Here is a 24,847-nt window from a genome sequence, read left to right on the forward strand (position 1 = left end):
TTTAAAAATCATGAAAAGCATTATCATTGCAAGCACTTCTACTTTGCACGGAGGCAACTACTTAGAATATATTTTACCTACTTTAAAAACACATTTTAAAAATTGCAAAACAATCTTATTTATTCCTTACGCCCGTCCCGGAGGTATTTCGCACGATGAGTATACAAAAAAAGCTGCGGAAGCTTTTAACACAATTAACATAAGCGTTAAAGGAATTCATGAATTTGAAGATCCGCAAGACGCTGTAAAAAACGCGGAAGGAATCTTTACAGGCGGAGGAAATACTTTTTTGCTGGTTACCCAACTTTATAAAAATAATATCATGCAGTTACTTTCTGAAACTGTAAAAAATGGCACTCCTTATCTAGGATCAAGCGCAGGAAGCAATATCTGCGGTTTATCAATGCAGACTACGAATGATATGCCTATTATTTATCCTCCAAGTTTTCAGACTTTAGGATTAATTCCTTTCAACTTGAATCCGCATTATCTGGATGCCGACTTACAATCTAAACACATGGGAGAAACTCGCGAAACAAGAATTAAAGAATTTCACGCATTTAACTCAATTCCTGTTTTGGGTTTAAGAGAAGGAAGCTGGCTGGAAGTTAAAGGTGCAAAAATTACCTTAAAAGGAAATTTGAAAGCTCGTTTATTCAGACAAAATCAAGATCCAACTGAATTAGAAATAGAAAGCGATTTAAGCGATTTGAAATAATTTTTGAATCATACAAGCAATATAAATTCATTTAAAATCTAAGCTCAATATATTATATCACTTATATGGCTAAAAAAGGAATAAAAACAAAAAAGCCTCAAACAATGTTTGAGGCTTTTGAAGAGCGAAAGACGAGGCTCGAACTCGCGACAACCAGCTTGGAAGGCTGGAGCTCTACCAACTGAGCTACTTTCGCATTAATCGGGTGCAAAGATAAAAAATTTAATCTTTAAAACAAAATAAAAATCAAAAAAATTATTCTCATATAAGTAAAACGTGTTTACTTTTTAGAGCGAAAGACGAGGCTCGAACTCGCGACAACCAGCTTGGAAGGCTGGAGCTCTACCAACTGAGCTACTTTCGCATTGGTTGTGCAAATATAGAAAGAAAGTTCAGTTCAAAACAAGCTTTTGACTAAAAAAAATCAATAAAAATCAACATTTTTTTATAACTTATTTAAAATTAAAAAGTTATAAATGCAATATTTTTTCAAAAAATCATGATTACAATTAAAGAAATTCCATCAAAAGAAACTCATGCCGTTCGTCAACCCGTTTTAAGAAAAGGAAAACCTATAGAAAGTTGCATCTTTGAAGGTGACGATTTAGAATCTACCCATCATTTTGGTCTATTTGAAAACGAAAATTTAACAGGAATTATTTCGCTATTCGAAAAAATCAACGCTATATTTGCCGCTCAAAATCAAGCTCAGATTCGAGGGATGGCCGTTTTAGAAACGCACCAGAAAAAAGGAATCGGAGAAGCTCTAGTTAGACATTGCGAAGCTTATTGCAATGAAAACCAAGTAGATTTGATTTGGTTCAATGCCAGAACAGCCGCTGTCGGATTTTATCAAAAAATGAACTATCAACCAATGGGTGAAGCATTTGAGATTAAAGATGTTGGCGAACATTATTTGATGTTTAAAAAATTATAAAATGAAAATATTTTACTCTTTAGTAGTAATCTGCCTTTTAATGGGCTGTAAAAAAGAAAGCCCTGAACCCGTGCCTATTATCAAAAAAAAGGCACCGGCAATTATACTTACTGATGAGAGAACTGTCGAAATAGACACAGCATTAATAGGAACTTTTAAAAGCGAAACCTTAAAACAATTTTATATTGCATCTGAAAATCAAACTGTATGGGGGAATCTTAAAAAAAGAACTTTTGTTTTAGTACAATTAGAAAAATCAGAAGAATTAGGCTTAGAACCAGAAGATTACAAAATATCTCAACTAAAAAAATTCGAAAGCAAAGTCACTTCGCTTAGCGATAAAGACTTAGTGAAGTATGACATTTTACTAACTTATAATTTCGAAAAATATCTAAATCATATTTTTAAAGGTAAATTAAATCCTAAAAAACTGTATACCAATTGGGATTTGGACGAGAAGGAATTTGATGTAAATTCTGTTTTAATTAAAGGATTCAACAAAAATAAATTAGACAGCATTGTTGAAAATATTCAACCTAAAACAGAAACTTACAAAGAGCTATTAAAAGCCCTTGAAATCATTAACACCTTTCCAGATGACAATGTAAAAACCATTGAATCTGCTGATAAAATTGTTTTAAATGATACTAATCCTGCTTTAATAAACATAAAAAAAAGGCTTTTGTATTGGAACGATATGTATGGAAAAGATAGTCTTACAGAGATTTACAATCAGAAAACTTTTGAAGCCGTTAAAAGATTTCAAGAAAGGCATGGCTTAGCTTCGGACGGGGTTATTGGAGCAGGAACTATCCGTGCTTTAAACTATTCTAAAGAAAGCAGAAAAAAACAAATCATTGCCAATTTGGAGCGCTGGAGATGGTATCCATCAGAATTAGCAGAAAACTATTTTATTATCAACATTCCTGATTATAGTTTAAATGTTGTCGAAAATCAAGACACAACTTTGGTTAGAAATATTGTAGTCGGAACCAGCAAAAGGAGAACACCTATTATTACTTCGTTCTTAAAAACGGTTGTTTTTAATCCGACATGGACAGTTCCTCCGACAATTTTAAAAGAAGATGTCGTTCCCGCAATGAAAAGAAACCGAAATTATTTGGCTAATAAGAATATCACTATTTACGATACTGCTGGAAAAGTAGTTTCTCCGATGGCTTGGAATGAAAACAAACCAAACAACTACCGTTACGTGCAAAGTCCAGGCTACGATAATTCGTTGGGATTAATGAAAATCTTGTTTCCAAATCACCACAGCGTTTATCTGCACGACACTAACCATCGTAATATTTTTGGGCGTAATAACCGCTCAATGAGCTCTGGATGTGTGCGTGTTGAAAACCCGCTGGAACTTGCACAACATATTTTGGATGTGGAAGGAAATTGGCCACAAGACAGAATTGACACTATTATTGCAAGCAAAAAAACCATGAGTTTCAAGATTACCAAAAAATATGCTTTGTATCAATGGTATTGGACGGCATGGAGCAAAAAAAATCAGCTCCTTTTTAGAGCTGATATTTATGATTTAGATTCTGATTTATATAAGCAATTAAGAAATTAACCTCTCCTCCATCGCAAAACTTCTTGATGGATGGTAGATATATAAACACGATTTATCTTTTATTAATTGAATAATTTCATTTGTCAATTCAACCGGAACTGCTGGACAGCCTTGGCTTCTGCCTAATCTTTTATGATCTCTAATAAAAGACTCAGATACATAATCTGCACCATGCATTACAACACCTCTTTCGCGAGCATTATCATTTACGCCGTTTTCTAAGCCATCTAAACGTAAAGAAGCACCGTGTTTTCCTTGGTAAATTTCACCAGTCGAATAAAATCCTAAACTGCTTTTAAATGATGAATTAAGATTTGAAAATGCTGAAGCAAATTCTTCACCAGTATTTCTGCCGTGAGCTACAAGTGAATTAAACAAAATGGTATTGCTAGTTAAATCAATCACCCACAAACGTTTTGCATTTGATGACAAACTAAAATCAATAAGTGTTAAGATATTTTTCTTAATCACTCCTCTTTCTTTCAACAAATAAAATCCTTTTAAAGCTTCCGAGAAAGTTTTAAGTTCAGGCATTTTAAAGTTGTTTGAATTTAATGAATTATAAACGCTCTCGATTTTAGAATCTACTGTGACTTTTTCGACTTTAGCAATCGCTTTTACAGTGGCATTTTTTTTAAGATCGGATGTGTTTTTTGAATCTTTTCCAAAAGACAATAGCAAAAACACAAATAACGGATAAATTTTGTAAATCATTGAATTTCTTTAGGTTAAACAAAAATTTGGGTATCGCAAAAATATAAAAAAATCATACTACGCAAAATATAAGCCTGATTTTCAAGGCTTTTTTGTTTAAACTTTAACATTATTAACATAAAAACGCTATTTCTGTAAGATTTTTTCTTATGCTAAAAAACCTAACATTCTAGCTGTTTTTCTTAAAAAAACATCAAAAGTGGGAGTCTTGAAATTAAAACCTGATTAAGTAAAACAAATTGATGCAATAATTTTCTAATTTCTAAGACTTCCTATCTCCTATATATCATTTTATTAATCCAAATGCTGTCAAAAATAAAGCTAGAAAAAGAGCTTAGTGTGAATTAATTTTAAAAAATAAAGATTTCTACAATTAAATTAATATTTTTTATCTGAGTTCATTTTATTAAATATAAATGTAACATCACTCAGGTTTCAAACTTTAGAAATGCCTTATATTTGTAGAAAACAAAAATGCAATGAACAAAAAAGTTATCCTTATGATTTTAGACGGTTGGGGAAAATCTCCTGACCCTAAAGTATCTGCAATAGACAATGCAAATGTTCCTTTTATAAATAGTCTTTATAAAAACTATCCAAGCGCACAGCTTAGAACTGACGGACTAAATGTTGGTCTTCCAGAAGGACAAATGGGAAATAGCGAAGTTGGACACATGAATCTAGGTGCAGGAAGAATTGTATACCAAGATTTAGCCAAAATAAATTTAGCTGTAGAACACAAAACTTTAGCAAAAGAGCAGGTTTTAATTGATGCTTTTACGTATGCTAAAGACAATAATAAAAAAGTACACTTTTTAGGATTAGTTTCAGATGGTGGTGTTCACTCACATACTTCACACCTTCGCGGATTAATCGATGCTTCTCAAGAGTATGGTTTAGATCAGGTTTATATTCACGCTTTTACAGACGGACGTGATGTTGATCCAAAATCTGGAGGAAAATATATTCATGATTTAGAAGATTATATTAAAAATACTCCAGTAAAAATTGCTTCTATTATTGGGCGCTATTATGCAATGGACCGTGACAAACGTTGGGAACGTGTAAAATTAGCTTACGATTTAGTTGTAAATGGCGTTGGAACTCCATCAACGAATGCTGTTGCAAGTGTTTTGGACAGCTACGCAAAAGACGTAACAGATGAGTTTATCGAGCCAGTTGTTATTGTTGATGAAAATGCAAAACCTCTTGCTACTATTGTAGAAGGCGATGTTGTAATCTTCTTTAACTTTAGAACAGATAGAGGCCGTGAACTTACTGAAGCGCTTTCGCAACAGGATTTTCACGAGCAGAACATGCACAAACTAAACCTATATTATGTAACATTAACAAACTACGACGAAACGTACCAAAATGTAAAAGTAGTTTACAATAAAGATAATATCACTGAAACTCTTGGTGAGGTTTTAGAAAAAGCTGGTAAAAAACAAATCAGAATTGCGGAAACTGAGAAATATCCTCACGTAACTTTCTTCTTCTCAGGAGGTAGAGAAATTCCTTTTGAAGGTGAAGAAAGAATCTTAAGAAACTCTCCAAAAGTAGCAACTTATGATTTAAAACCAGAAATGAGTGCTTACGAATTGGCTGACGCTCTTGTTCCTGAATTAAACAAAGGCGAAGTTGATTTCGTTTGTTTAAATTTCGCTAACGGAGACATGGTTGGTCACACTGGAATTATGGAAGCTGCAATTAAAGCATGTGAAGCTGTTGACGCTTGCGCGAAAAAAGTAATCGATGCTGCTCTTGCCAATGATTACACGACAATAGTAATTGCCGATCACGGAAACTGCGAAACCATGATCAATCCTGATGGTTCTCCAAACACGGCTCACACAACAAACCCAGTGCCGATTATTTTAGTAGACAAAGAATTGAAAAACATCCAAGATGGTGTTTTAGGTGATATTGCTCCAACAATTTTAGAATTAATGGGTGTTCAACAGCCAAACGCAATGACTTGTCATTCATTATTGTAGAAAAAACTACCCGTAAATATTTAAAAACCATATAAGTGATATAACTTCATTTATATGGTTTTTGTTTTTATACTAATTGTCACCCTGAGAGGAGTCGAAGGCTTATGAAACGAAGAGAGCTTCGACTTCGCTTAGCCTGACATTCCTACTTTTTAACTTACTGCCGTCAAAATACAAAATGATACAATTGCTCTACACCATAAATTATTAAACCAATAACTCCCCCAACCAAAGTTCCATTGATTCTAATGTACTGAAGATCTTTTCCTATTTCTAGTTCCAGCTTTTCTGAAACTTCTTTTCCATCCCAACTTTTTACGGTTGACGAAATCAAATCTCCAATTACTTTTTTATTATTCAAAAGCATCGAAAGCAAATCGTTTTTAATAAAACCATTTATTTTATCAATCATTACATGATCTTCTCTTATTCCGTTTCCAAAAGTCTGAATTAGTCCTGCGATATTATTTTTAATTGAAGAATCATCTCCTCTATTTAAATCATTGGTAACGGAAAGTTTGATTTCGTCCCAAATTCCATTAATATAATCCTGAACCTCTTTTTTTCCAACAAAACCCAAAATCATATCGTTGATTTTAACTCTCATTTCTTCTGAGTTTTTTACTTTTTCCAAGAAATTAAAAATGTATTCGTCAATTTTTAGACGCACTGCACTTTCTGGCTTTTTAGCTTCATTCAAAAAATCCTGCAAACCATTAAAAACACCTTCTGTAATGCTTTTATCTGCCAATCCAAAACTTAGAAGCGGAGTCGAAGCTTTTACTTTTTGCCTAATTAAATCTTTATTATTAGTCAATTCACTGCTCATCACTTCGAGAAGATTCGTCAGCATTTGATTTTTTAAGTTTCCTTTCTGCAAAGGTTCTAATGCCAATGCTACCCAATCTCCAAAATTTATTTCCTCTATTTTTTCCTTGAATTGAACTTGAATAAATCTTTTGACATCTTCGTCTTTAATTGTTCGTAAAATTCCAGGAATAATATTTATGGCAACAACATTTGCTATTTTATTAGCATTTTCTTCTTGCGAAATCCAATCTGAAGCTTTCACAGCAAAATTAAATTCATCCAACTTAATCTCCATTTTTTCACGATCCAGAAATTCCTCAGAAACGAAATTTCCAAGATTCTCTCCTATTTCATTTTTCTTAGTTGGAATAATGGCAGTATGCCAGATCGGAATTCCCATCGGATGACGAAACAATGCCACAACCGCAAACCAATCGGCAATTCCACCCACCATAGCCGCTTCGCTAAAAGCCTGCAGCATCGGAATTTTAAAATAAATAGCAACTAAAAACAACAGCACTGCAATACCCAAAAGTCCCAAAGCATTTCGCTTCATTTTCTTAAGAGCTTTAACTTTTTCTATATCTCGATCTGTAATAGTTTCCATAATTATAAGCATTTGTACTACTAATTTATATCTTTTTTCCGAAACCCTTTAACTCTAACCATTGTTTAATCGGCACGAATTCACGAATTTCCTCTTTTTTATCTCTAAAATTTAAATTAGTGAAACTGAATCTCATCAATTTAAATTTGCATAAATTCGTGAATTCGTTGCGAAAAAAAATCACATAAAAATTGAGATAAAAATTGTACTTTTGCGAACTGAAAAATGGAAAAAATATGATTATCCAAAAAACTAGAGAGGAAATCGAATTAATGCGTGAAAGTGCTTTAATCGTATCAAAAACATTAGGAATGATTGCTTCTGAAATTAAAGAAGGAGTTACTACATTATATCTTGACAAATTAGCCGAAGAATTTATTCGTGATCACGGTGCAGTTCCAAGTTTCCTTGGATTGTATGATTTCCCGAATTCGCTTTGCATGAGTCCAAACGCTCAGGTTGTTCACGGTATTCCTAACAATGTTCCTCTTAAAAACGGTGATGTTATTTCAGTTGATTGTGGGGCTTTTAAAAATGGCTACCATGGAGATCACGCATACAGTTTCGAAATTGGAGAAGTTGCACCGGAAGTTAAAAAACTTTTACGTGTTACTAAAGAATCTCTTTACGTTGGAATTAGAGAATTTAAAGCTGGAAATCGTGTAGAAGATGTTGGAAACGCGATTCAAAAATATACTGAAGCTCATGGTTACGGAGTCGTTCGTGAATTGGTTGGACATGGTGTTGGGCAAAAAATGCACGAAGAGCCAGAAATGCCAAATTACGGAAAACGTGGACGCGGAAAGCTTTTTGTTGAAGGAATGGTTGTAGCAATCGAGCCTATGATCAACATGGGAACTAGAAACATCAAACAACTTAAAGACGGCTGGACAATCTTGACTGCTGACGGCAAACCTAGTGCGCATTTTGAGCACGATGTAGCTTTAGTTGATGGAAAACCTGAGTTATTATCGACTTTCCAATACATTTACAAAGCTTTAGGAATCGAAAGCAATGAAGAAGACGAATTCAGACAAGTTCCATTAGTACTATAATACAACCCGAATCAAACCAGTGAAAAAACTTTTTAAATTAGTTTTAAATACAATACCGCGTCCATTATTAATTCGTTTAAGTTACGTGGCGCGACCAATTTTAGCATTCTCATTAAAAGGAGATAAATTTACAGATCCAATTGACGGAAAAAGCTTTAAATCGTTTTTACCTTACGGATACGGAAAACAACGTAATAATGTGCTTTCGCCAAGTACGCTTTCTTTAGAGAGACACCGTTTACTTTGGCTGTATTTAAACGATCAAACTGATTTTTTTACAGCACCTAAAAAAGTATTGCATTTTGCTCCTGAACAAGCTTTTTATAAAAGATTCCGTAAGCAGAAAAACTTAGATTACACAACGACTGACTTGCTTTCGCCATTGGCAGATGTAAAAGCAGATATTTGTAATTTACCTTTCAAAGACAACGAATATGACGTTATTTTATGTAATCATGTTTTAGAGCACATTCCAGACGATACAAAAGCAATGCAGGAATTATTTCGTGTTTTAAAACCAGGCGGAATGGCAATTTTACAGATTCCACAGGATTTATCACGCGAAGTTACTTTTGCAGATGATTCGATTACAGATCAAAAAGAGCGTGCTAAAATCTTCGGACAATATGACCACGTTCGTGTTTACGGACGCGACTATTTCGATAAATTAAGAAGTATTGGATTTATTGTAATTGAAGAAGATTACACTAACAAAATTGCCCCAGAATTGGTTGAGAAATACTGTTTAGCAAAAGGCGAGATTATTCCGCTTTGCTTTAAACAGGAAAACTAATTTTTTCACCATATAAGTTCATTTAATAAAGAGTTTTCAAAATATTTAGATTTGAAAACTCTTTATTTTTTTGCCCAATTCCCAAATATAAGCCTAACCAAATCCCTAAACCTTGGAACCTACAAAATCATTTCAGTTCTGTTTTGACATCAGTTTGGAAAAAAATCTGAATGTCTATATTCCAACTGCATACATTGTTGAGAATACTATCGAAATCAAATATTTAGACAAAAAAGCAAGTCCCGACGTACTTGAAAGTTTCGGAATCACTTTTGATACTTTAGATTCCAACTCAAAAAGAATACTAACAGCTTGTGACTCTTTAAAACCTGAATTTATTTTAAAAAAATTCGGCGCCAAAATTAAATCGGCCAAAACAATTGCTGATTTGCAGAAAGATTCAAAAATTGAGTTTGCTATTCGTCAGCATTTAAAATTTAATTTAAGTTCTTTTTACGATTTAATTGTAAAAGAACAATTTCCACTGTCTTTAAACCTTGGACCCGAAAAAGATTTTTACCGTTCAAGAGTCAGCATTGAACCACTTGATTTTGAACCGCAGATTCAATTTGACAAACATACAGAAGGAATCACTTACACACTTTCTTTAAAAGAAAATGAAACTATTTTTTCTCCAATGGATATCAAAGCAGAAATTCTTTTGGATGAACCAGGCTGGCTTATTATCAATAAAAAATTAGGACAGTTAAAAGAGTTAAACTCTAAAAAACTAATGCCTTTTTTAAAGAAAAAATCAATTGAAATTCCTTCAAAATTAGTTGATGATTACTTTAAAAGCTTTATCCCCCAAATAGCAAAAAAAATTGATATTGAAGCGACAGGTTTTGAAATTGAGCTTCGAGATAAAATCATTTCTTGCACGATTCAGCCTATTCATGATTTCTTTAAAAACTGTTATTATCTTAATCTTTATTTTGATTATAACGGATATTCATTTGATGCAAGCAAAACTAAAAAAACACATTCTTTTGTAGATTTTAGTATTGCTAATGAACCTAAAATAATTCAGTTTAAAAGAAATCCAGACGAGAATTTATTCATTGAAAAGTTAAATGAAATTGGGTTATCTAAAATCAAAAACGAATTATTTGGACTAAATTCAGAAGCAGAAAATACAGATCCTTTCATCAATATTCAGTTGATTATTGACCATAAAGAAGATCTGAAAAATTTAGGCTTTACTATTGAAAATCTAAAACTGGAAAGTAAAGAAATCATTACAGAAAACCATACTATTTCTGCTTCAAAAGAAACGACTGGAGATTGGTTCGACATTAGAATCATTATTACAGTTGGAGATTATAAAATCAATTTCAGCGAAATTATTCCCAACATAAAAAGCAAGGAAAGACTTTTTGCATTACCTGACGGAAATTATTTCTTGATTCCGTTAGAATGGTTTAGCAAATACGGTTCTTTGGCAAAATTAGCCAAAACAGAAAATGGTGTTTTGCTTTTGCGAAAAAGCAATTTTACCGCTTTAGACGGAATTTCTGAGATCGACAATGATTTAGACCAAATTCATCAAGCTGAATTTACTGGTTCTGACTTAATAAAAGCAACCTTAAGACCATATCAAGTTGATGGAGTAAAATGGCTTTTAGGTCATTTTAATTCTAACATGGGAGCATGTCTCGCCGATGATATGGGACTTGGAAAAACGTTGCAAACTTTGTCCGTTCTGGTTTCTGTACAAGAACAATTAGGCTTTACGACTAAAACTACCAATTTTGATTTGTTTGCTAACGAAACCACTATCGAAAGAGAACCGCTAAAAGCTTTGATCGTTCTTCCTTCTTCATTGGTTTTTAACTGGTTTAATGAAGCTGGAAAGTTTACGCCACATTTTTCGAAAATGCAATATGTTGGAAATGACAGAAAATCATTAGCAAGCAGAATCAATTCAACCGATTTGATTTTTACAAGCTACAGCATTATTCATCGTGATATTTCAATTTTAGAAAAATACGATTTCCGTTATTTGATTTTGGACGAAAGTCAATACATCAAAAACAAAAATTCTAAGATTTTTAAAGCCATAAATAAAATCAGCACAGGACATAAAATTGCTTTGAGTGGTACACCAATCGAAAATTCGCTTGACGATTTATGGTCGCAAATGCAGTTTATAAATCCTGAGATTTTAGGAAGTTATGCTTTTTTTATGGAGAACTTCAAAAATCCGATTGAGAAAAAACAGAACGAAGAAGTTTTAACGGAATTAAAAAACCTCATCGCTCCTTATATTTTAAGACGAACTAAAGAACAGGTTCTAAAAGATTTGCCAGAATTGACAGAACAGATTTATTACTGTGACATGGATCCTGAACAGGAAAAATTATACGAGAAAGAGAAATCTAAAGCTCGTAATTTCTTGCTTAAAACTGACGGATCCGGCCCAGACAAAATCAATATCATTAATACTTTGATGAAATTGAGACAGCTGAGTAATCACCCGAAAATGGTTGATCAGGAATCTGAGGTTGATTCTGGAAAGTATATTGCTGTAACCAATTATTTAGAAAATTTAGTAAAAGCAAAACAGAAAGTAATCATTTTTAGTTCGTTTGTTACTAATCTAAATTTTTATACTGATTGGTGTAAAGAAAACAAAATAGATTTCTGTGAAATTACAGGTGAAACTCCATCAGACAAAAGAGAACAGCAGGTTAAAATGTTTCAGGAAAAAGAAAATCCTTTATTATTCTTTATTTCACTTAAAGCTGGAGGTGTTGGTTTAAATATTACAAAAGCTTCTTATGTTTTATTCTTAGATCCTTGGTGGAATCCTTTCGCAGAAAAACAAGGTGTTGCACGTGCACATAGGATAGGACAGTTGAATAAAGTAAATGTGATTCGTTTTATTTCTAAAAATACAGTTGAAGAAAAAATCATCAAATTGCAGGAAAACAAAAAGTTATTGTCTGACTCACTTTTAGAAGAAAGTTATATCAATGATGAAATTGAAGGCAACTTAGAGTATATTCTAGGAAATTAATCGTTAAATCCAATAGATTGGCATCTTTTTCGTTACATAAAATTGTTATATTTACAATCTTACAACGTTTTAAGATGCCAAAATTTTTATATACAAGCTTTATTTTTCTTTTTATTTTGACTTTAGCGAAAGCTCAAGAAAAAGAAATTGATCCTCCTTATAATATCAAAACTGTTTCTTTTATTCAGAATGGCAGTAATGTTGCGCCAATTTTCGAATTAGGATCTCCATTTACATTTCAATTTGATGATTTGTTTGGTAATGAAGCCAATTATTACTTTGAAGTTATTCATTGCGACTACAACTGGTTTCCGACCGATATTCCAAAAACCGACTATATTTTTGGTATGGATAATCAACGAATTACAGATTTTTCCAATTCGTTTAATACACTTCAGGTATATACGCATTATAGGCTTTCTTTTCCAAATCAGTTTACGCAGCTGTTGAAGCTTTCGGGAAATTACATGCTACGAATTCTAAATGAAGATAGAGAAGTTGTTTTCTCTAGAAAATTTATTGTGTATGAAAACCATTGTACGGTTGGTGTTCAAGTAAAAAGAAGCCGCAACCTCAGCAATATTGACTACAAACAGAATCTTGATTTTGCCATTTTATCTAATGATATTGTTTTTCAAACTCCATTACAAAATGTAAAAGTGCTTTTACTACAAAACGGAAATTTTCATACCGAGATAAAAAACATTGTTCCTCAATATACAATTGGCAATCAGCTGGTTTATAAATACGACAAAGAAACCCAGTTCTGGGGCGGAAACGAGTTTTTATATTTTGAAAATAAAGACATTCGAGCAGCCAATAATAATGTAGCCAAAATAGGTTCGAACAACGATATTTACAATGCGTTTTTATACACCAATGCCGCAAGAGGAAATCAGATTTACACCAATTATGAAGATGTAAACGGAAATTTTGTTGTTAAGAACATAAACGGTTCTAACAACGACATTGAAGCCGATTATGCTTGGGTATATTTTACTCTTTCTGCTCCTGCTTTTAGAATGAACAAAGATATTTATATTACTGGAATGTTTAATAACTACAGCCTTTCTCCAGAATACAAAATGGACTACAATAATGACAAAGGAGTTTTTGAAAAAGCCATTATGATCAAACAAGGTTTTACTAATTTTCAGTATACCGTTGCAGATAAAAAAGGTGTAGTCGATTTTGAAAATGCCGTTGACGGAAACTTTTATCAGACTGAAAACGAGTACACCATCTTGGTTTATTATAAAGAAGCAACCGATCGTTATCAGCGTGTAATTGGAAAAGGAAATGCAAACTCTATCAATATAGTCAATTAAAACAATGTTAAGGTTTTAGATTAAACGATTTTTTTTTGTAGCTTTGCCTCTATAACACTCACATATATACGGCGTTAGTATGGTTTCTCAAATTACACGAGGCATAAAAATATCTGTTTTGACTAGTTTTGAAGGTACGTACTTCAAAAACTACAAGATTCATTTTGCTTTTAGCTACGTAGTTACCATCGAAAATCATAGTAAAGATTCTGTACAATTAACTTCTCGCCATTGGGAAATTTTTGATTCTTTAAATGATTTAGAAGTTGTAGATGGTGAAGGTGTAATTGGTAAAAAACCAGTTTTAAAACCTGGCGAAAACCACACTTACAGTTCTGGCTGTTTATTATCGTCTCCTTATGGAGCAATGAAAGGTCATTTCAATATGATCAATTTTACTACTACTAAAACATTCAAAGTAATTGTTCCTACTTTTAGAATGTGTGCTCCTTTTGCATTAAATTAAGATATAGTTTACAACTATTGCTTTTATCGTTATCTTAATCATAAAATTGTCAATTTATTAATTTATCCTTTGTACTTTTGTGCAACATTAGATTATTCGTAACAAAACAAATCGTCTAACTTTAAATTGTCTAATTCACAAAATTTTAAATAACATGCTTAAAGGATTTTTCCATGTACCAAAAGCGGTAAACGAGCCTGTAAAGAGCTACGCACCAAACTCACCAGAAAAAGCTGCTGTTCAAGCTGCTTATACCACAATGTGGAATTCTCAAATTGACGTTCCTTTGCATATAGGAAGCGAAGAAATCAGAACTGGAAATACAAGAAACATTACAGCTCCTCATGATCACCAGCACGTAGTTGGAAAATATCATTTAGCTGAAAAACAACATATCGAAAAAGCAATTGCAAATGCGCTTGAATCAAGAAAAGCATGGGCAAACTTAGCATGGGAACAGCGTGCTGCTATTTTCTTAAAAGCTGCTGAACTAATCGCTGGACCATACAGAGCTCGTATTAATGCTGCGACAATGATTGGCCAGTCTAAAAATATTCACCAAGCAGAAATTGATGCTTCTTGTGAATTAATCGACTTCCTACGTTACAATGTTGAGTTTATGACTCAAATCTACAACGATCAGCCAAAATCAGATTCTTCTGTTTGGAACCGTGTAGAATACAGACCATTAGAAGGTTTTGTTTACGCTATTACTCCTTTTAACTTTACTGCAATCGCTGCAAACCTTCCTGCAAGTGCTGCAATGATGGGTAACGTTGTGGTTTGGAAACCAAGTGATAGTCAAGTATTTTCTACAAAAATCATTTTAGAAGTTTTCAAAGAAGCAGGAGTTCCTGATGGAGTTATCAACGTAGTTTTTGGAGATGCTTTAATGATTACAGATACAGTTTTAGCAAGCCGTGATTTTGCTGGTGTTCACTTTACAGGTTCAACTCACGTTTTCAAAGATATTTGGGCTAAAATTGGTGCAAACATCCACAATTACAAAACATATCCAAGAATTGTTGGTGAAACTGGAGGTAAAGATTTTATCATTGCTCATCCAAGCGCAAACGTAAAACAAGTAGTTACAGGAATTACTCGTGGAGCTTTCGAATTCCAAGGACAAAAATGTTCTGCTGCTTCTAGAGCTTATATTCCGCAAAGTTTGTGGCCTGCTGTAAAAGAACAATTAATCGCTGATGTAAAATCTATGAAAATGGGTTCTCCAGAAGATTTTGGAAACTTCATTACAGCAGTTATCCACGAAGGTTCTTTTGACAAATTAGCTAGTTATATTGACCAAGCTAAAAAAGATGCTGATGCTGAAATCATCGTTGGAGGAAATTACGATAAATCTGTTGGTTACTTTATTGAACCAACGGTTATTGTAACTACAAACCCAAAATATACTACAATGGAAACTGAGTTATTTGGACCAGTTATCACGATTTATGTTTATGAAGATGCTAAATGGGAAGAAACTCTTGAGTTAGTAGACACTACTTCTGAGTACGCTTTAACAGGAGCTGTATTTAGCCAAGATCGTTATGCTATTGAAGTAGCTACAACTAAATTACAAAACTCTGCTGGTAACTTCTACATCAATGACAAACCAACTGGAGCTGTTGTAGGAATGCAACCATTTGGTGGAGCAAGAGCTTCTGGAACTAACGATAAGGCAGGTTCTGCATTGAACTTATTGCGTTGGGCTTCTCCAAGAACTATCAAAGAAACTTTTGTAACTCCAGAAGATTACAGATATCCTTTCTTAGGTTAATTTTTGTTTCAGGTTTCAGGTTTTACCTGTCGATATAAAAAAGTCGATTCTCAAAAAGAATCGGCTTTTTGTTTTTACCCACATTTAAAGGCTGTATTTTTTGTAATACTTTTCTTATTTATTTAAAAATCAGCACTTTAAAAATTCGAAATGGCTTATTTTAATACTTTAAAAACTTTTAGTTCCATTCAGAAAAAACACATACTTATAATTTTGCTTCAAATATTCAAAAGCATGTAAATAATAAAAAAAACATAAGTATGAGAAATTTAAACAATGTTCCTAAAGTTATTATGGAATCTAAAAGTATTGGCCATTCCATTGATTATAAATGGACAAAAAAGAAAATAAATCAGTTTTTAGATCCTATTGAAGGAAATGAAGATCTTGAAGAAACATTAATGCAAATAAATCATAAAGGTTCTATGGGGCTAACCGCGGCATTACTAGAATGGGTTTACTGGCGATTTACAGGTTACACTCAAGCGACAAATGATACACAAAAACGTATTGAAGCACTTTGGTGTTCTATTAATAATCGTGAACAAACAAATCCTTTATTATTTGACACCGATTTTGAAGTTCCCGCAACTGGCTCTGTAAATGGTGCTCTTTGGATTGCATTAATGAATGTGAGAATGGTAGATGTAAGATATCGTAAAGGTTCTTACTTTTTACAAAACGACCTTGTTGGATTGGTATTATTGGCGCGTCATATTACACCAAAAAAGAAAAACTTCGACAATTGGTTTGCTCAAGCTATTATCAACTTAACTCATTCTCATTCTAATCCATATAAAAATGAAGCATTAGATGAAACTGATGAGGCCGTATATGACTCTTCAAACGAGCCTGTAATTTGTAGAGAGTTTTTCTTTGATGAAAAATTCAAATATTCTGTTGAAGCATCAGAAAATGCTATTCATGGTTTCATTGATAATTTGGATTATAAAGCAAACAGCTTTCTAAATCTTCCAAAAAAAGCTTCATAATTTTAAGCTTTGGTTTTGTTCAAAAAAATAACCCGATTCGAATTTCTTAATCGGGTTATTTGTTATTTATGGTTTGAATTTTAATGGAAGATGTACCACCTTTTTTGTTTCAAAAAATTCGTCCTCAAAAAAATCAGCCAAGTCATACAAAGTAGCATTTGGAAAATCCTTTAGTTCTTCGGCTAAATCACCACCTTTTAAATACAGAATTCCATTTTTTAACATGTGTTTGTGTTGCTTCTTGATTTTGTCTTTAATCCATGAAACAAAATCAGGCATATTAGTAACTGCTCGACTTACAATAAAATCGAAATCACCTTTTACTAATTCGGCACGTTTTTGTTCTGCTTTTACGTTCTTTAATTCCAATGCATCTGCAACACCTTGAACCACTTTTATTTTTTTTGCAATTACATCAATTAAATAAAAACGAGTTTCAGGAAAAAGAATCGCCAAGGGAATTCCCGGAAAACCTCCACCTGTTCCAACATCTAAAACAGTCGCTCCAGGCTCAAATTTCATGATTTTAGCAATTCCTAACGAATGTAAAATGTGTTTTGTATATAATGAATCAATGTCTTTGCGCGAAATAACATTGATTTTTTCATTCCAATCGTGGTACAAAAAGTCTAACTTTTGAAATTGTTCAATTTGAAGATCGGTCAAATTGGGAAAATATTTCAATATCTCATCCATTGCTGTAAATTTTTAACAAAAGTACTACTTTACGATTGAAATATTTAACTCAATTTTGCAAATTGAAAATTTATAATAATTACCTTTGAAACCTATTTAAATTAATTATGAATAACACGGCTCCTACTTTTGCAAGGCAAGACAATTTAAAGTTTTTTAGAACGCTTAACTCTCGCGTTAACAATTACTTTAAAGAAAATAACATCAAAAAAACCGGAAACTGGAAGTTACATTTAAAAGCTGTTATTCTATTTGCTGTCTTTCTAACTCCGTACTTTTTAATTCTTACTCTTGATATGCCATTTTGGGTAATGCTCCTTTTATCAATCGTAATTGGAATTGGAATGGCTGGTGTTGGAATGAACGTAATGCACGACGGTAACCATGGTTCCTATTCTACCAAAAACTGGATTAACAAATTTATGGGCGGAACAATCTATGTATTGGCAGGAAATGTTTACAACTGGCAAGTACAGCACAATGTTCTTCACCATACCTATACCAATATTCCTGGACACGACGAAGATTTGGATGCAGGAAGAATTATCCGCTTTACAGAACATGCAGAATGGCATCGTTTTCACCGTTTTCAGCATTATTATTCTGTTTTCTTGTATGGTTTATTGACTTTCAATTGGGCTATTACCACTGATTTTAAACAGATGAGAAATTATCTGAAAAGAAAATTATCTTACGGCGAACCAAAAAGCCCAAAAATTCTTTGGACAACCCTTATTATTACTAAAGTTATCTATATTTCTATTTGGATCGTTTTACCAATGGTAATTGGAATTACTTGGTGGAAAGTACTTCTTGGATTTTTTGTAATGCATTATACTGCAGGACTAATCTTAAGCATCGTATTTCAATTGGCACACGTTGTAGATCATACTACAAATCCTTCTCCAAATGAGTTAGGAGAAATGGACAACACATGGGCTGTTCACCAATTGTACACTACGACTAATTTTGCACCAAAAAATGCAATCGTAAATTGGTATACTGGTGGGTTAAATCATCAAATCGAACATCATATTTTCCCAAATATTAGCCACATTCATTATGGTAAAATTGCAAAAATCGTAAAGGAAACTGCAAAAGAATGCAATTTACCATATTACGAATACAAAACAATGGGGAGCGCTATTGTAGCTCACTTCAAGCATTTACGTGACTTGGGTATGAAACCAGAATTATCAGTTTAGAAACTAAAAAAATCTATTAATAATTAACCTTCCTTAATAAGCGCATAAAATTAAGGACATCAAAAATTTTATAATGAATCATATTCTTTCGGACAGAATCAACAATCTTGCGACATCGCAAACTTTAGCAATGGCCGCTTTGGCAAGAGAATTAAAAGCACAAGGAAAAGACATTATCAGCTTAAGTTTAGGTGAACCAGACTTCAACACACCAGACTTCATTAAAGAAGCAGTAATAAAAGCAGTAAACGAAAATTATAGCACTTATTCTCCAGTAGAAGGTTACCTTGAATTGAGAGAAGCAATTTGCAGAAAATTTAAAAGAGACAACGGGTTAGATTACAAACCAACTCAAATTGTAGTTTCGACAGGAGCAAAACAATCTTTATACAACATTGCACAGGTAATGCTAAACGACGGTGACGAAGTTATCTTACCAGCACCGTATTGGGTTTCTTACTTTGAAATCGTAAAACTTTCTGGCGGAGTTCCAGTTGAAGTTCCAACTTCAGTTGAAACAGATTTCAAAATTACTCCAGAACAATTAGAAGCTGCAATCACACCAAAAACAAAAATGATGTGGTTTTCTTCTCCATGTAATCCATCTGGATCTGTTTACAGCAGAGAAGAGTTAACAGCTCTAGCTAAAGTGTTAGAAAAACACCCAAATATTTATGTGGTTGCCGATGAAATTTATGAGCACATCAATTTCTCAGGAACTTTCTGCAGTATCGGTTCTATTCCAGGGATGTTAGAAAAAACAATCACTGTAAACGGAGTTGCAAAAGCATTCGCTATGACAGGATACAGAATTGGTTACATTGGAGCACCAGAATTTATCGCAAAAGCGTGTACAAAAATTCAAGGACAAGTTACATCTGGAGCAAACTCAGTGGCACAGCGTGCTACAATTACAGCTGTAGATGCAGATCCAAGCGTATTAAACCACATGGTTGAAGCTTTCCACGGACGTAGAGATTTAGTTGTCGGATTATTAAAAGAAATTCCAGGCGTGAAAATCAACGTTCCAGAAGGAGCTTTCTACGTATTCCCAGACGTTTCTTCTTTCTTCGGAAAAACATTAAAAGGGCACGAAATCAAAGATGCAAACGACGTTTCAATGTATCTTTTAGCTGAGGCAAACGTTGCTACAGTAACCGGAGACGCTTTTGGAAATCCAAACTGTATTCGTTTCTCTTACGCAACAAGCAACGACATTTTAAAAGAAGCATTGCGCAGAATCAAAGAAGCTTTGACTGCATAACATTACAATAAGTTTTATTAAAACGGCTTAAGGTTCAAAAGTTTCATCACTTTTATACTTTAAGCTGTTTTTTTTATGAAGTTATTTTGGGCGTGTCCCTCCGGGTCGGGCTATCCGTTCCAAGTCCTCGCACTTCCTTCGTCAGGCTCCGGTCTTTCCACTTCTATCCCTCACGCAAACGGCATACGAGAAATATCATTTTCAAAACAAAACTTTTGAGCATTAAAATTGGAGAAATTCGAGAAATTCGTGGCAAACAAAAAAACAGTTTCAAAATTCCCATTCTACAATATTGTAAAACTTCAAATGTAATCATGTAAAGCAAAGCATGTTATAATTGCAAACTTTGTAACATATTAATTTCAAAAAATTATATGTCATGACACATGCAGAAGAAACCACAACAGAAACAATCAAAACCTTAGAAGGATTAATTTCAATTCTTGAAGATGGAAAACTAGGATATACAAACGCAGCAGAGCATGTAGAAAATCCAGCTATGAAAACTGATTTTCTAGAATATGCCCGAGAAAGAGCTTTATTTATTGTGGAGCTCCAAAATCAAATCAACAAACTAGGAAAATCTACTGATACTTCTGGCGGAGGTCCGCTTGGAGCTCTACACCGAACTTGGATCGATATCAAATCTGCTTTTACAGGTGGCGACACAGAAGCTATCATAAATGCCTGCATTACTGGTGAAGAAGCTGCGATAGAAAAATACAAAATGGCACTCGAAGAAAATCATTTAGAACACGATCAAGTATATATCGTTTCAAAACAATTAAACAGTATTCAAAATACTTTATCACAAATTAAAATGAGAGCTAATTAATCGATTCATGCTTTTTTTTGAAAACTGCTCAGTCTTCGGATTGGGTAGTTTTTTATTTTTTATTAGTATTAAAAGCAGATTGCCTTTATAAAAAAAACTATCTTACATTCCCAAACCAAACATAAATATTTGATAAATGAAAAAAGTAATTCTAGATTTGGCCGTAACATTAGATGGTTTTATTGAAGGCCCAAATGGAGAAATCGATTGGTGTATTATGGATGATGAAATGGACTTTGACGGTTTTTTATCAGGTATAGATACTATTTTTTATGGCCGAGTGAGTTATGATTCTTGGGGTAATTATCAACCTGAAGCAAATGCAAGTAATGTCGAACAAATGCTTTGGAAAGGAGTACATTCAAAAAAGAAATATGTTTTTTCAAGTCAAAACAAACAAGATAACAAGGCAACATTTATAAATTCTGATATCACTACAAAAGTAAATGAGATTAAAACTCAATCTGGTGGCGACATTTGGCTCTATGGCGGAGCAAGTCTTATTAAAACTTTTATTCAATTAAATCTTATCGACATTTATAGAATATCAGTTCATCCAATAGCTTTAGGAAGCGGCAAACCATTATTTGAAGACTTAAAAGAGCGACTTGAATTAAAATTGCTTAAAACTAATATTTTCAAATCAGGAGTCGTACAACTTATTTATGAACCTGCCGAGTAAGATAAAATTCATTTATCTTCATTCCATATTAAGTTAACAATTTCAAAAAAAACACTTCATTGCTAGCAAACTCGAATAATTTATTAGACCTTTGCACACTTTTTTTCGGGAATACCACAAAAGTCTAAAGTTTTAGAAATGAAGAAGAAAATCGAAATATTAGCTCCTGCTAGAGATTTAATTGGAGGAATCGCTGCCATAAATAGTGGTGCCGATGCTGTATATATTGGTGCGCCACAATTTGGAGCGCGTTCTAACGCCAACAACTCAATCGAAGATGTTGCTGAGTTGGTAAAATATGCTCACTTATTTAACGCACAGGTTTTTGTGGTTATGAATACCATTTTGTACGACAACGAATTAGAAACCTGTCGCGCCATGATTTGGGAATTATACGATATTGGCGTTGATGCCCTGATCATTCAGGACATGGCGATTATGGAAATGGACTTGCCTCCTATTGTCCTTCACGCCAGCACACAAGCCAATAATCGGGATGCAGATAAAATTAAATTCCTTAAAGATGCCGGAATCAAACGTGTCGTTTTAGCACGTGAATTGAACCTGCATCAAATTAAAACAATTTACGACGAAGCTGATGTTGAATTAGAATTTTTCGTAACCGGAGCTTTATGTGTGTCGTTCAGCGGAAACTGTTATATGAGTGTGGCAAACGGAGAACGCAGTGCCAACCGTGGCTCTTGTGCGCAAAACTGCCGTTTACCTTACAACTTAATTGACGGAAACGGAGATACTTTAATCAGAAACAGTCACTTGCTTTCGATTAAAGATTTAGATATTTCAGATCAGATTCCGAATTTGATCGAAGCTGGAATCGTTTCCTTCAAAATTGAAGGACGTTTAAAAGATGTAGCTTACGTTAAAAACAACGTATCTTATCTTCGTCAGAAATTAGACAGTTATTTAGAAGGTCCAGGAAGCGACAAATACACCAAAGCTTCTTCTGGAAAATGCACTTATACTTTTGATTCTGCATTAAACAGGACTTTCAATCGTGGTTATACCGATTATTTCGTAAACGACAGACACAGTTCTATTGGTTCTTGGGAAAGCCCAAAATCAAAAGGTCAATATATCGGTAAATTAATCCGAACTGTTGGCGGCGCTTACGAAATCGAAAACGGCGAATTATTAAACAACGGTGATGGACTTTGCTTCATTAACGAAAATAACGAAGCCGACGGAATCTACGTAAACAAAGCCGAAAACGGAAAAGTTTATCCAAACGTTTTAAAAGAAATCAAAGATGGAACTTTCATATACAGAAATAACGATGCTGCTTTCATCAAAATTGTGGAAAGAGAAGACAGTGCCGTTCGTAAATTGAGTACAACTTTATTGCTTACAGAAACTGAAACTGGTTTCCAATTAATCGCAACCGACGAAGATGGAAATGTAAGTACTGTAAATTTAGAACACCCAAAAGAGCAGACCAAAACAGGCGAATCAATCGAAGAAAACATTAAAACACAATTGGCAAAAACAGGTTTCACACCTTATACTGCTGATGAAATCAATGTAATATTCTCTGAAAACTGGTTCCTTCCTATTTCAAAAATCAACGAAATGAGAAGAAATGTTTTCGAACAATTATCAGAAATTCGTTTGGCAAATTACGTTCGCGAAGAACACCAATTGATAAAAACGTCACATCCATATCCAGAAACCAAACTGGATTTCATGTACAACGTTTCCAACAAAACCGCTCGTAAATTCTACGAACGCCACGGTGTTACCGAAATCGAAAAAGCATTCGAATTACAATGGGATCCAGGAAAATCTCGTGTAATGACAACTAAATATTGCATCAAATACGAATTGAAAAAATGCCCAATTCACCAAAAAGATATCGTTGGCGTTAAAGTAAAAGAACCATTGGTTTTAAAACAGGGAGAATTGGAATACAAACTAAAATTCAACTGCAAACCCTGCGAAATGGAAATCTGGGAAAAAGATGCTGAATTTGAGATTGAAGAAGATCATTTTCATTAAAAAAGTTTAACCGCAAAGTTCGCAAAGGAATACACAAAGGTTCGCAAAGATTTTAAAACATCTTTGCGAACCTTTTCTTTTTAATTTAAAACAGAAACTTAGCGTTCTTTGTGTAATTCTTTGCGCTCTTTGCGGTTAAAAAAAGCTTTTTCCCTACTTTTACTACTCAAATATTACAACACTCCAAAATGAAAATACTACTCCTAGGCTCAGGCGAATTGGGCAAAGAATTTGTCATAGCCGCACAACGAATCGGGCAAACCGTAATTGCAGTTGACAGTTACGAAAATGCACCAGCCATGCAAGTTGCTCACGGTTTCGAAGTCATCAATATGCTTGATGGCGAAGCACTTGACCGAATCGTAGCCAAACATCAACCCGATTTTATAGTTCCCGAAATAGAAGCCATTCGCACCGAACGTTTTTACGATTACGAAAAACAAGGCATTACCGTTGTTCCTTCAGCGAAAGCGGCAAACTTTACCATGAATCGTAAAGCCATTCGCGACTTAGCTTCGAAAGAATTGGGATTAAGAACAGCAAAATACCAATACGCAACTTCAGCAGAAGAACTGCAAAAAGCTGTTCAAGAAGTTGGAATTCCATGCGTTGTAAAACCTTTAATGTCTTCATCAGGAAAAGGACAATCTACAATCAAAACAGAAAGCGATATAGAAAAAGCATGGCAATATGCCGTTGCAGGTTCGCGCGGTGATGTTATCGAAGTAATTGTTGAAGCTTTTGTTAATTTCGATTCTGAAATCACGCTTTTAACCATTACTCAAAATAATAATCCAACATTATTCTGTGCACCCATTGGACATAGACAAGAAAGAGGCGATTATCAGGAAAGCTGGCAACCGGCTTTGGTTTCTGAAAAAGATTTGTATGAAGCACAGGATATGGCAGAAAAAATCACCGAAGCACTTGGCGGTGCTGGACTTTTTGGTGTTGAGTTTTTCTTAACTAATGAAGGCGTTTATTTCTCTGAACTTTCTCCACGTCCGCATGATACCGGAATGGTAACTTTAGCCGGAACGCAGAATTTCAACGAATTTGAATTGCATTTAAGAGCAATTTTAAGTCTTCCAATTTTCGAAATTACTTTAGAAAAAGCTGGAGCAAGTGCCGTAATTTTAGCTTCAGAAGACTCTAAAAACCCAACTTTCAGCGGAATCGAAAAAGTAGCCGCCCTACCAAAAACCGATTTCAGAATTTTCGGAAAACCAACTTCTAGACCTTATCGAAGAATGGGAGTTGTTTTAAGTAACGATTCACTTTCGACTCCTATTAATGAAGTAACAGAACGCGCCAAAGAAACGGCAAAATTAATAACTGTAAATTCTTAACT

General features: G+C 33.8%; 20 protein-coding genes and 2 tRNA genes. 17 read left to right on the forward strand and 5 right to left on the reverse strand.

Translation table 11 applies throughout. The annotated features are described in order from the left end of the window. Positions 1 to 10: 10 nt before the first annotated feature. The gene (gene pepE, locus ABXT06_RS06960) at positions 11 to 718 is read left to right on the forward strand and encodes a dipeptidase PepE (protein ID WP_354590083.1); all 708 of its coding nucleotides are present in this window, start codon (positions 11 to 13) and stop codon (positions 716 to 718) included. A 123-nt stretch (positions 719 to 841) separates the two neighbouring features. Here the strand turns inward: pepE and ABXT06_RS06965 are convergent. Then, positions 842 to 914 (reverse strand) — tRNA-Gly (locus ABXT06_RS06965). Between the two features lie 95 nt (positions 915 to 1,009). Continuing rightward, positions 1,010 to 1,082 (reverse strand) — tRNA-Gly (locus ABXT06_RS06970). Between the two features lie 135 nt (positions 1,083 to 1,217). On the opposite strand from ABXT06_RS06970, the gene ABXT06_RS06975 reads away from it, so the two are divergent. Further along, complete coding sequence (locus tag ABXT06_RS06975) at positions 1,218 to 1,655, forward strand: GNAT family N-acetyltransferase (RefSeq protein WP_354590084.1); 438 nt, start codon at positions 1,218 to 1,220, stop codon at positions 1,653 to 1,655. A gap of 1 nt (position 1,656) precedes the next feature. After that, complete coding sequence (locus ABXT06_RS06980) at positions 1,657 to 3,240, forward strand: L,D-transpeptidase family protein (protein WP_354590085.1); 1,584 nt, start codon at positions 1,657 to 1,659, stop codon at positions 3,238 to 3,240. Here ABXT06_RS06980 and ABXT06_RS06985 read toward each other — a convergent pair. Then, positions 3,229 to 3,954 carry a murein L,D-transpeptidase catalytic domain family protein gene (locus ABXT06_RS06985; RefSeq protein WP_354590086.1) on the reverse strand — a complete coding sequence of 242 codons (726 nt, stop codon included), beginning with the start codon at positions 3,952 to 3,954 and terminating at the stop codon, positions 3,229 to 3,231. The two genes, ABXT06_RS06980 and ABXT06_RS06985, sit on opposite strands and share 12 nt — an antisense overlap. 479 nt (positions 3,955 to 4,433) lie before the next feature. Here ABXT06_RS06985 and gpmI point away from each other — a divergent pair, with 479 nt between their 5' ends. Continuing rightward, positions 4,434 to 5,951: a 2,3-bisphosphoglycerate-independent phosphoglycerate mutase gene (gene gpmI / locus ABXT06_RS06990; RefSeq protein ID WP_354590087.1), complete on the forward strand. Its 1,518-nt coding sequence runs from the start codon at positions 4,434 to 4,436 to the stop codon at positions 5,949 to 5,951. 166 nt (positions 5,952 to 6,117) lie between these two features. On the opposite strand, the gene ABXT06_RS06995 is transcribed toward gpmI, so the two are convergent. Beyond that, a complete protein-coding gene (locus ABXT06_RS06995) occupies positions 6,118 to 7,368 on the reverse strand; it encodes a DUF445 domain-containing protein (protein ID WP_354590088.1) in 1,251 nt (416 codons plus the stop codon). A gap of 236 nt (positions 7,369 to 7,604) precedes the next feature. On the opposite strand from ABXT06_RS06995, the gene map reads away from it, so the two are divergent. The 7 genes from map to ABXT06_RS07030 all read left to right on the forward strand — a co-directional run bounded on the left by map (position 7,605) and on the right by ABXT06_RS07030 (position 16,801). Next, on the forward strand, positions 7,605 to 8,423 hold the full coding sequence (gene map / locus ABXT06_RS07000) for a type I methionyl aminopeptidase (RefSeq protein WP_286969718.1): 819 nt from the start codon (positions 7,605 to 7,607) through the stop codon (positions 8,421 to 8,423). Positions 8,424 to 8,442: 19 nt separating this feature from the next. Then, positions 8,443 to 9,216 (forward strand): class I SAM-dependent methyltransferase, encoded by a 774-nt coding sequence (locus ABXT06_RS07005; RefSeq protein WP_308852765.1) that lies wholly within the window; start codon positions 8,443 to 8,445, stop codon positions 9,214 to 9,216. Between the two features lie 112 nt (positions 9,217 to 9,328). Continuing rightward, positions 9,329 to 12,235, forward strand: a complete 2,907-nt coding sequence (locus tag ABXT06_RS07010) for a DEAD/DEAH box helicase (protein WP_354590089.1) — start codon at positions 9,329 to 9,331, stop codon at positions 12,233 to 12,235. 74 nt (positions 12,236 to 12,309) lie between these two features. Further along, entirely contained in the window at positions 12,310 to 13,563 is a 1,254-nt protein-coding gene (locus tag ABXT06_RS07015; protein WP_354590090.1) for a type IX secretion system plug protein, read from the forward strand. A gap of 79 nt (positions 13,564 to 13,642) precedes the next feature. Continuing rightward, positions 13,643 to 14,029 (forward strand): Co2+/Mg2+ efflux facilitator ApaG/CorD, encoded by a 387-nt coding sequence (gene apaG, locus ABXT06_RS07020; RefSeq protein WP_008467225.1) that lies wholly within the window; start codon positions 13,643 to 13,645, stop codon positions 14,027 to 14,029. A 154-nt stretch (positions 14,030 to 14,183) separates the two neighbouring features. Continuing rightward, a complete protein-coding gene (gene pruA, locus ABXT06_RS07025; protein WP_354590091.1) occupies positions 14,184 to 15,809 on the forward strand; it encodes an L-glutamate gamma-semialdehyde dehydrogenase in 1,626 nt (541 codons plus the stop codon). Between the two features lie 260 nt (positions 15,810 to 16,069). Then, on the forward strand, positions 16,070 to 16,801 hold the full coding sequence (locus tag ABXT06_RS07030) for a hypothetical protein (protein WP_354590092.1): 732 nt from the start codon (positions 16,070 to 16,072) through the stop codon (positions 16,799 to 16,801). Between the two features lie 66 nt (positions 16,802 to 16,867). On the opposite strand, the gene rsmG is transcribed toward ABXT06_RS07030, so the two are convergent. Continuing rightward, on the reverse strand, positions 16,868 to 17,497 hold the full coding sequence (gene rsmG / locus ABXT06_RS07035; RefSeq protein WP_354590093.1) for a 16S rRNA (guanine(527)-N(7))-methyltransferase RsmG: 630 nt from the start codon (positions 17,495 to 17,497) through the stop codon (positions 16,868 to 16,870). 107 nt (positions 17,498 to 17,604) lie between these two features. Here rsmG and ABXT06_RS07040 point away from each other — a divergent pair, with 107 nt between their 5' ends. The 6 genes from ABXT06_RS07040 (at position 17,605) to purT (ending at position 24,845) form a co-directional block, all read left to right on the forward strand. Continuing rightward, on the forward strand, positions 17,605 to 18,702 hold the full coding sequence (locus ABXT06_RS07040) for a fatty acid desaturase family protein (protein WP_354590094.1): 1,098 nt from the start codon (positions 17,605 to 17,607) through the stop codon (positions 18,700 to 18,702). 73 nt (positions 18,703 to 18,775) lie between these two features. After that, positions 18,776 to 19,966, forward strand: coding sequence for a pyridoxal phosphate-dependent aminotransferase (locus tag ABXT06_RS07045; protein WP_354590095.1), 1,191 nt, complete (start codon positions 18,776 to 18,778; stop codon positions 19,964 to 19,966). Positions 19,967 to 20,345: 379 nt separating this feature from the next. After that, positions 20,346 to 20,801 (forward strand): ferritin-like domain-containing protein, encoded by a 456-nt coding sequence (locus tag ABXT06_RS07050; protein WP_066032728.1) that lies wholly within the window; start codon positions 20,346 to 20,348, stop codon positions 20,799 to 20,801. A gap of 136 nt (positions 20,802 to 20,937) precedes the next feature. Continuing rightward, entirely contained in the window at positions 20,938 to 21,483 is a 546-nt protein-coding gene (locus ABXT06_RS07055; protein WP_354590096.1) for a dihydrofolate reductase family protein, read from the forward strand. A 138-nt stretch (positions 21,484 to 21,621) separates the two neighbouring features. Then, entirely contained in the window at positions 21,622 to 23,496 is a 1,875-nt protein-coding gene (locus tag ABXT06_RS07060; protein WP_354590097.1) for a peptidase U32 family protein, read from the forward strand. A 170-nt stretch (positions 23,497 to 23,666) separates the two neighbouring features. Next, entirely contained in the window at positions 23,667 to 24,845 is a 1,179-nt protein-coding gene (gene purT, locus ABXT06_RS07065; protein WP_354590117.1) for a formate-dependent phosphoribosylglycinamide formyltransferase, read from the forward strand. Positions 24,846 to 24,847 lie beyond the last annotated feature (2 nt).

Source organism: Flavobacterium sp. UW10123 (assembly GCF_040538975.1).
GTDB lineage: Bacteria > Bacteroidota > Bacteroidia > Flavobacteriales > Flavobacteriaceae > Flavobacterium.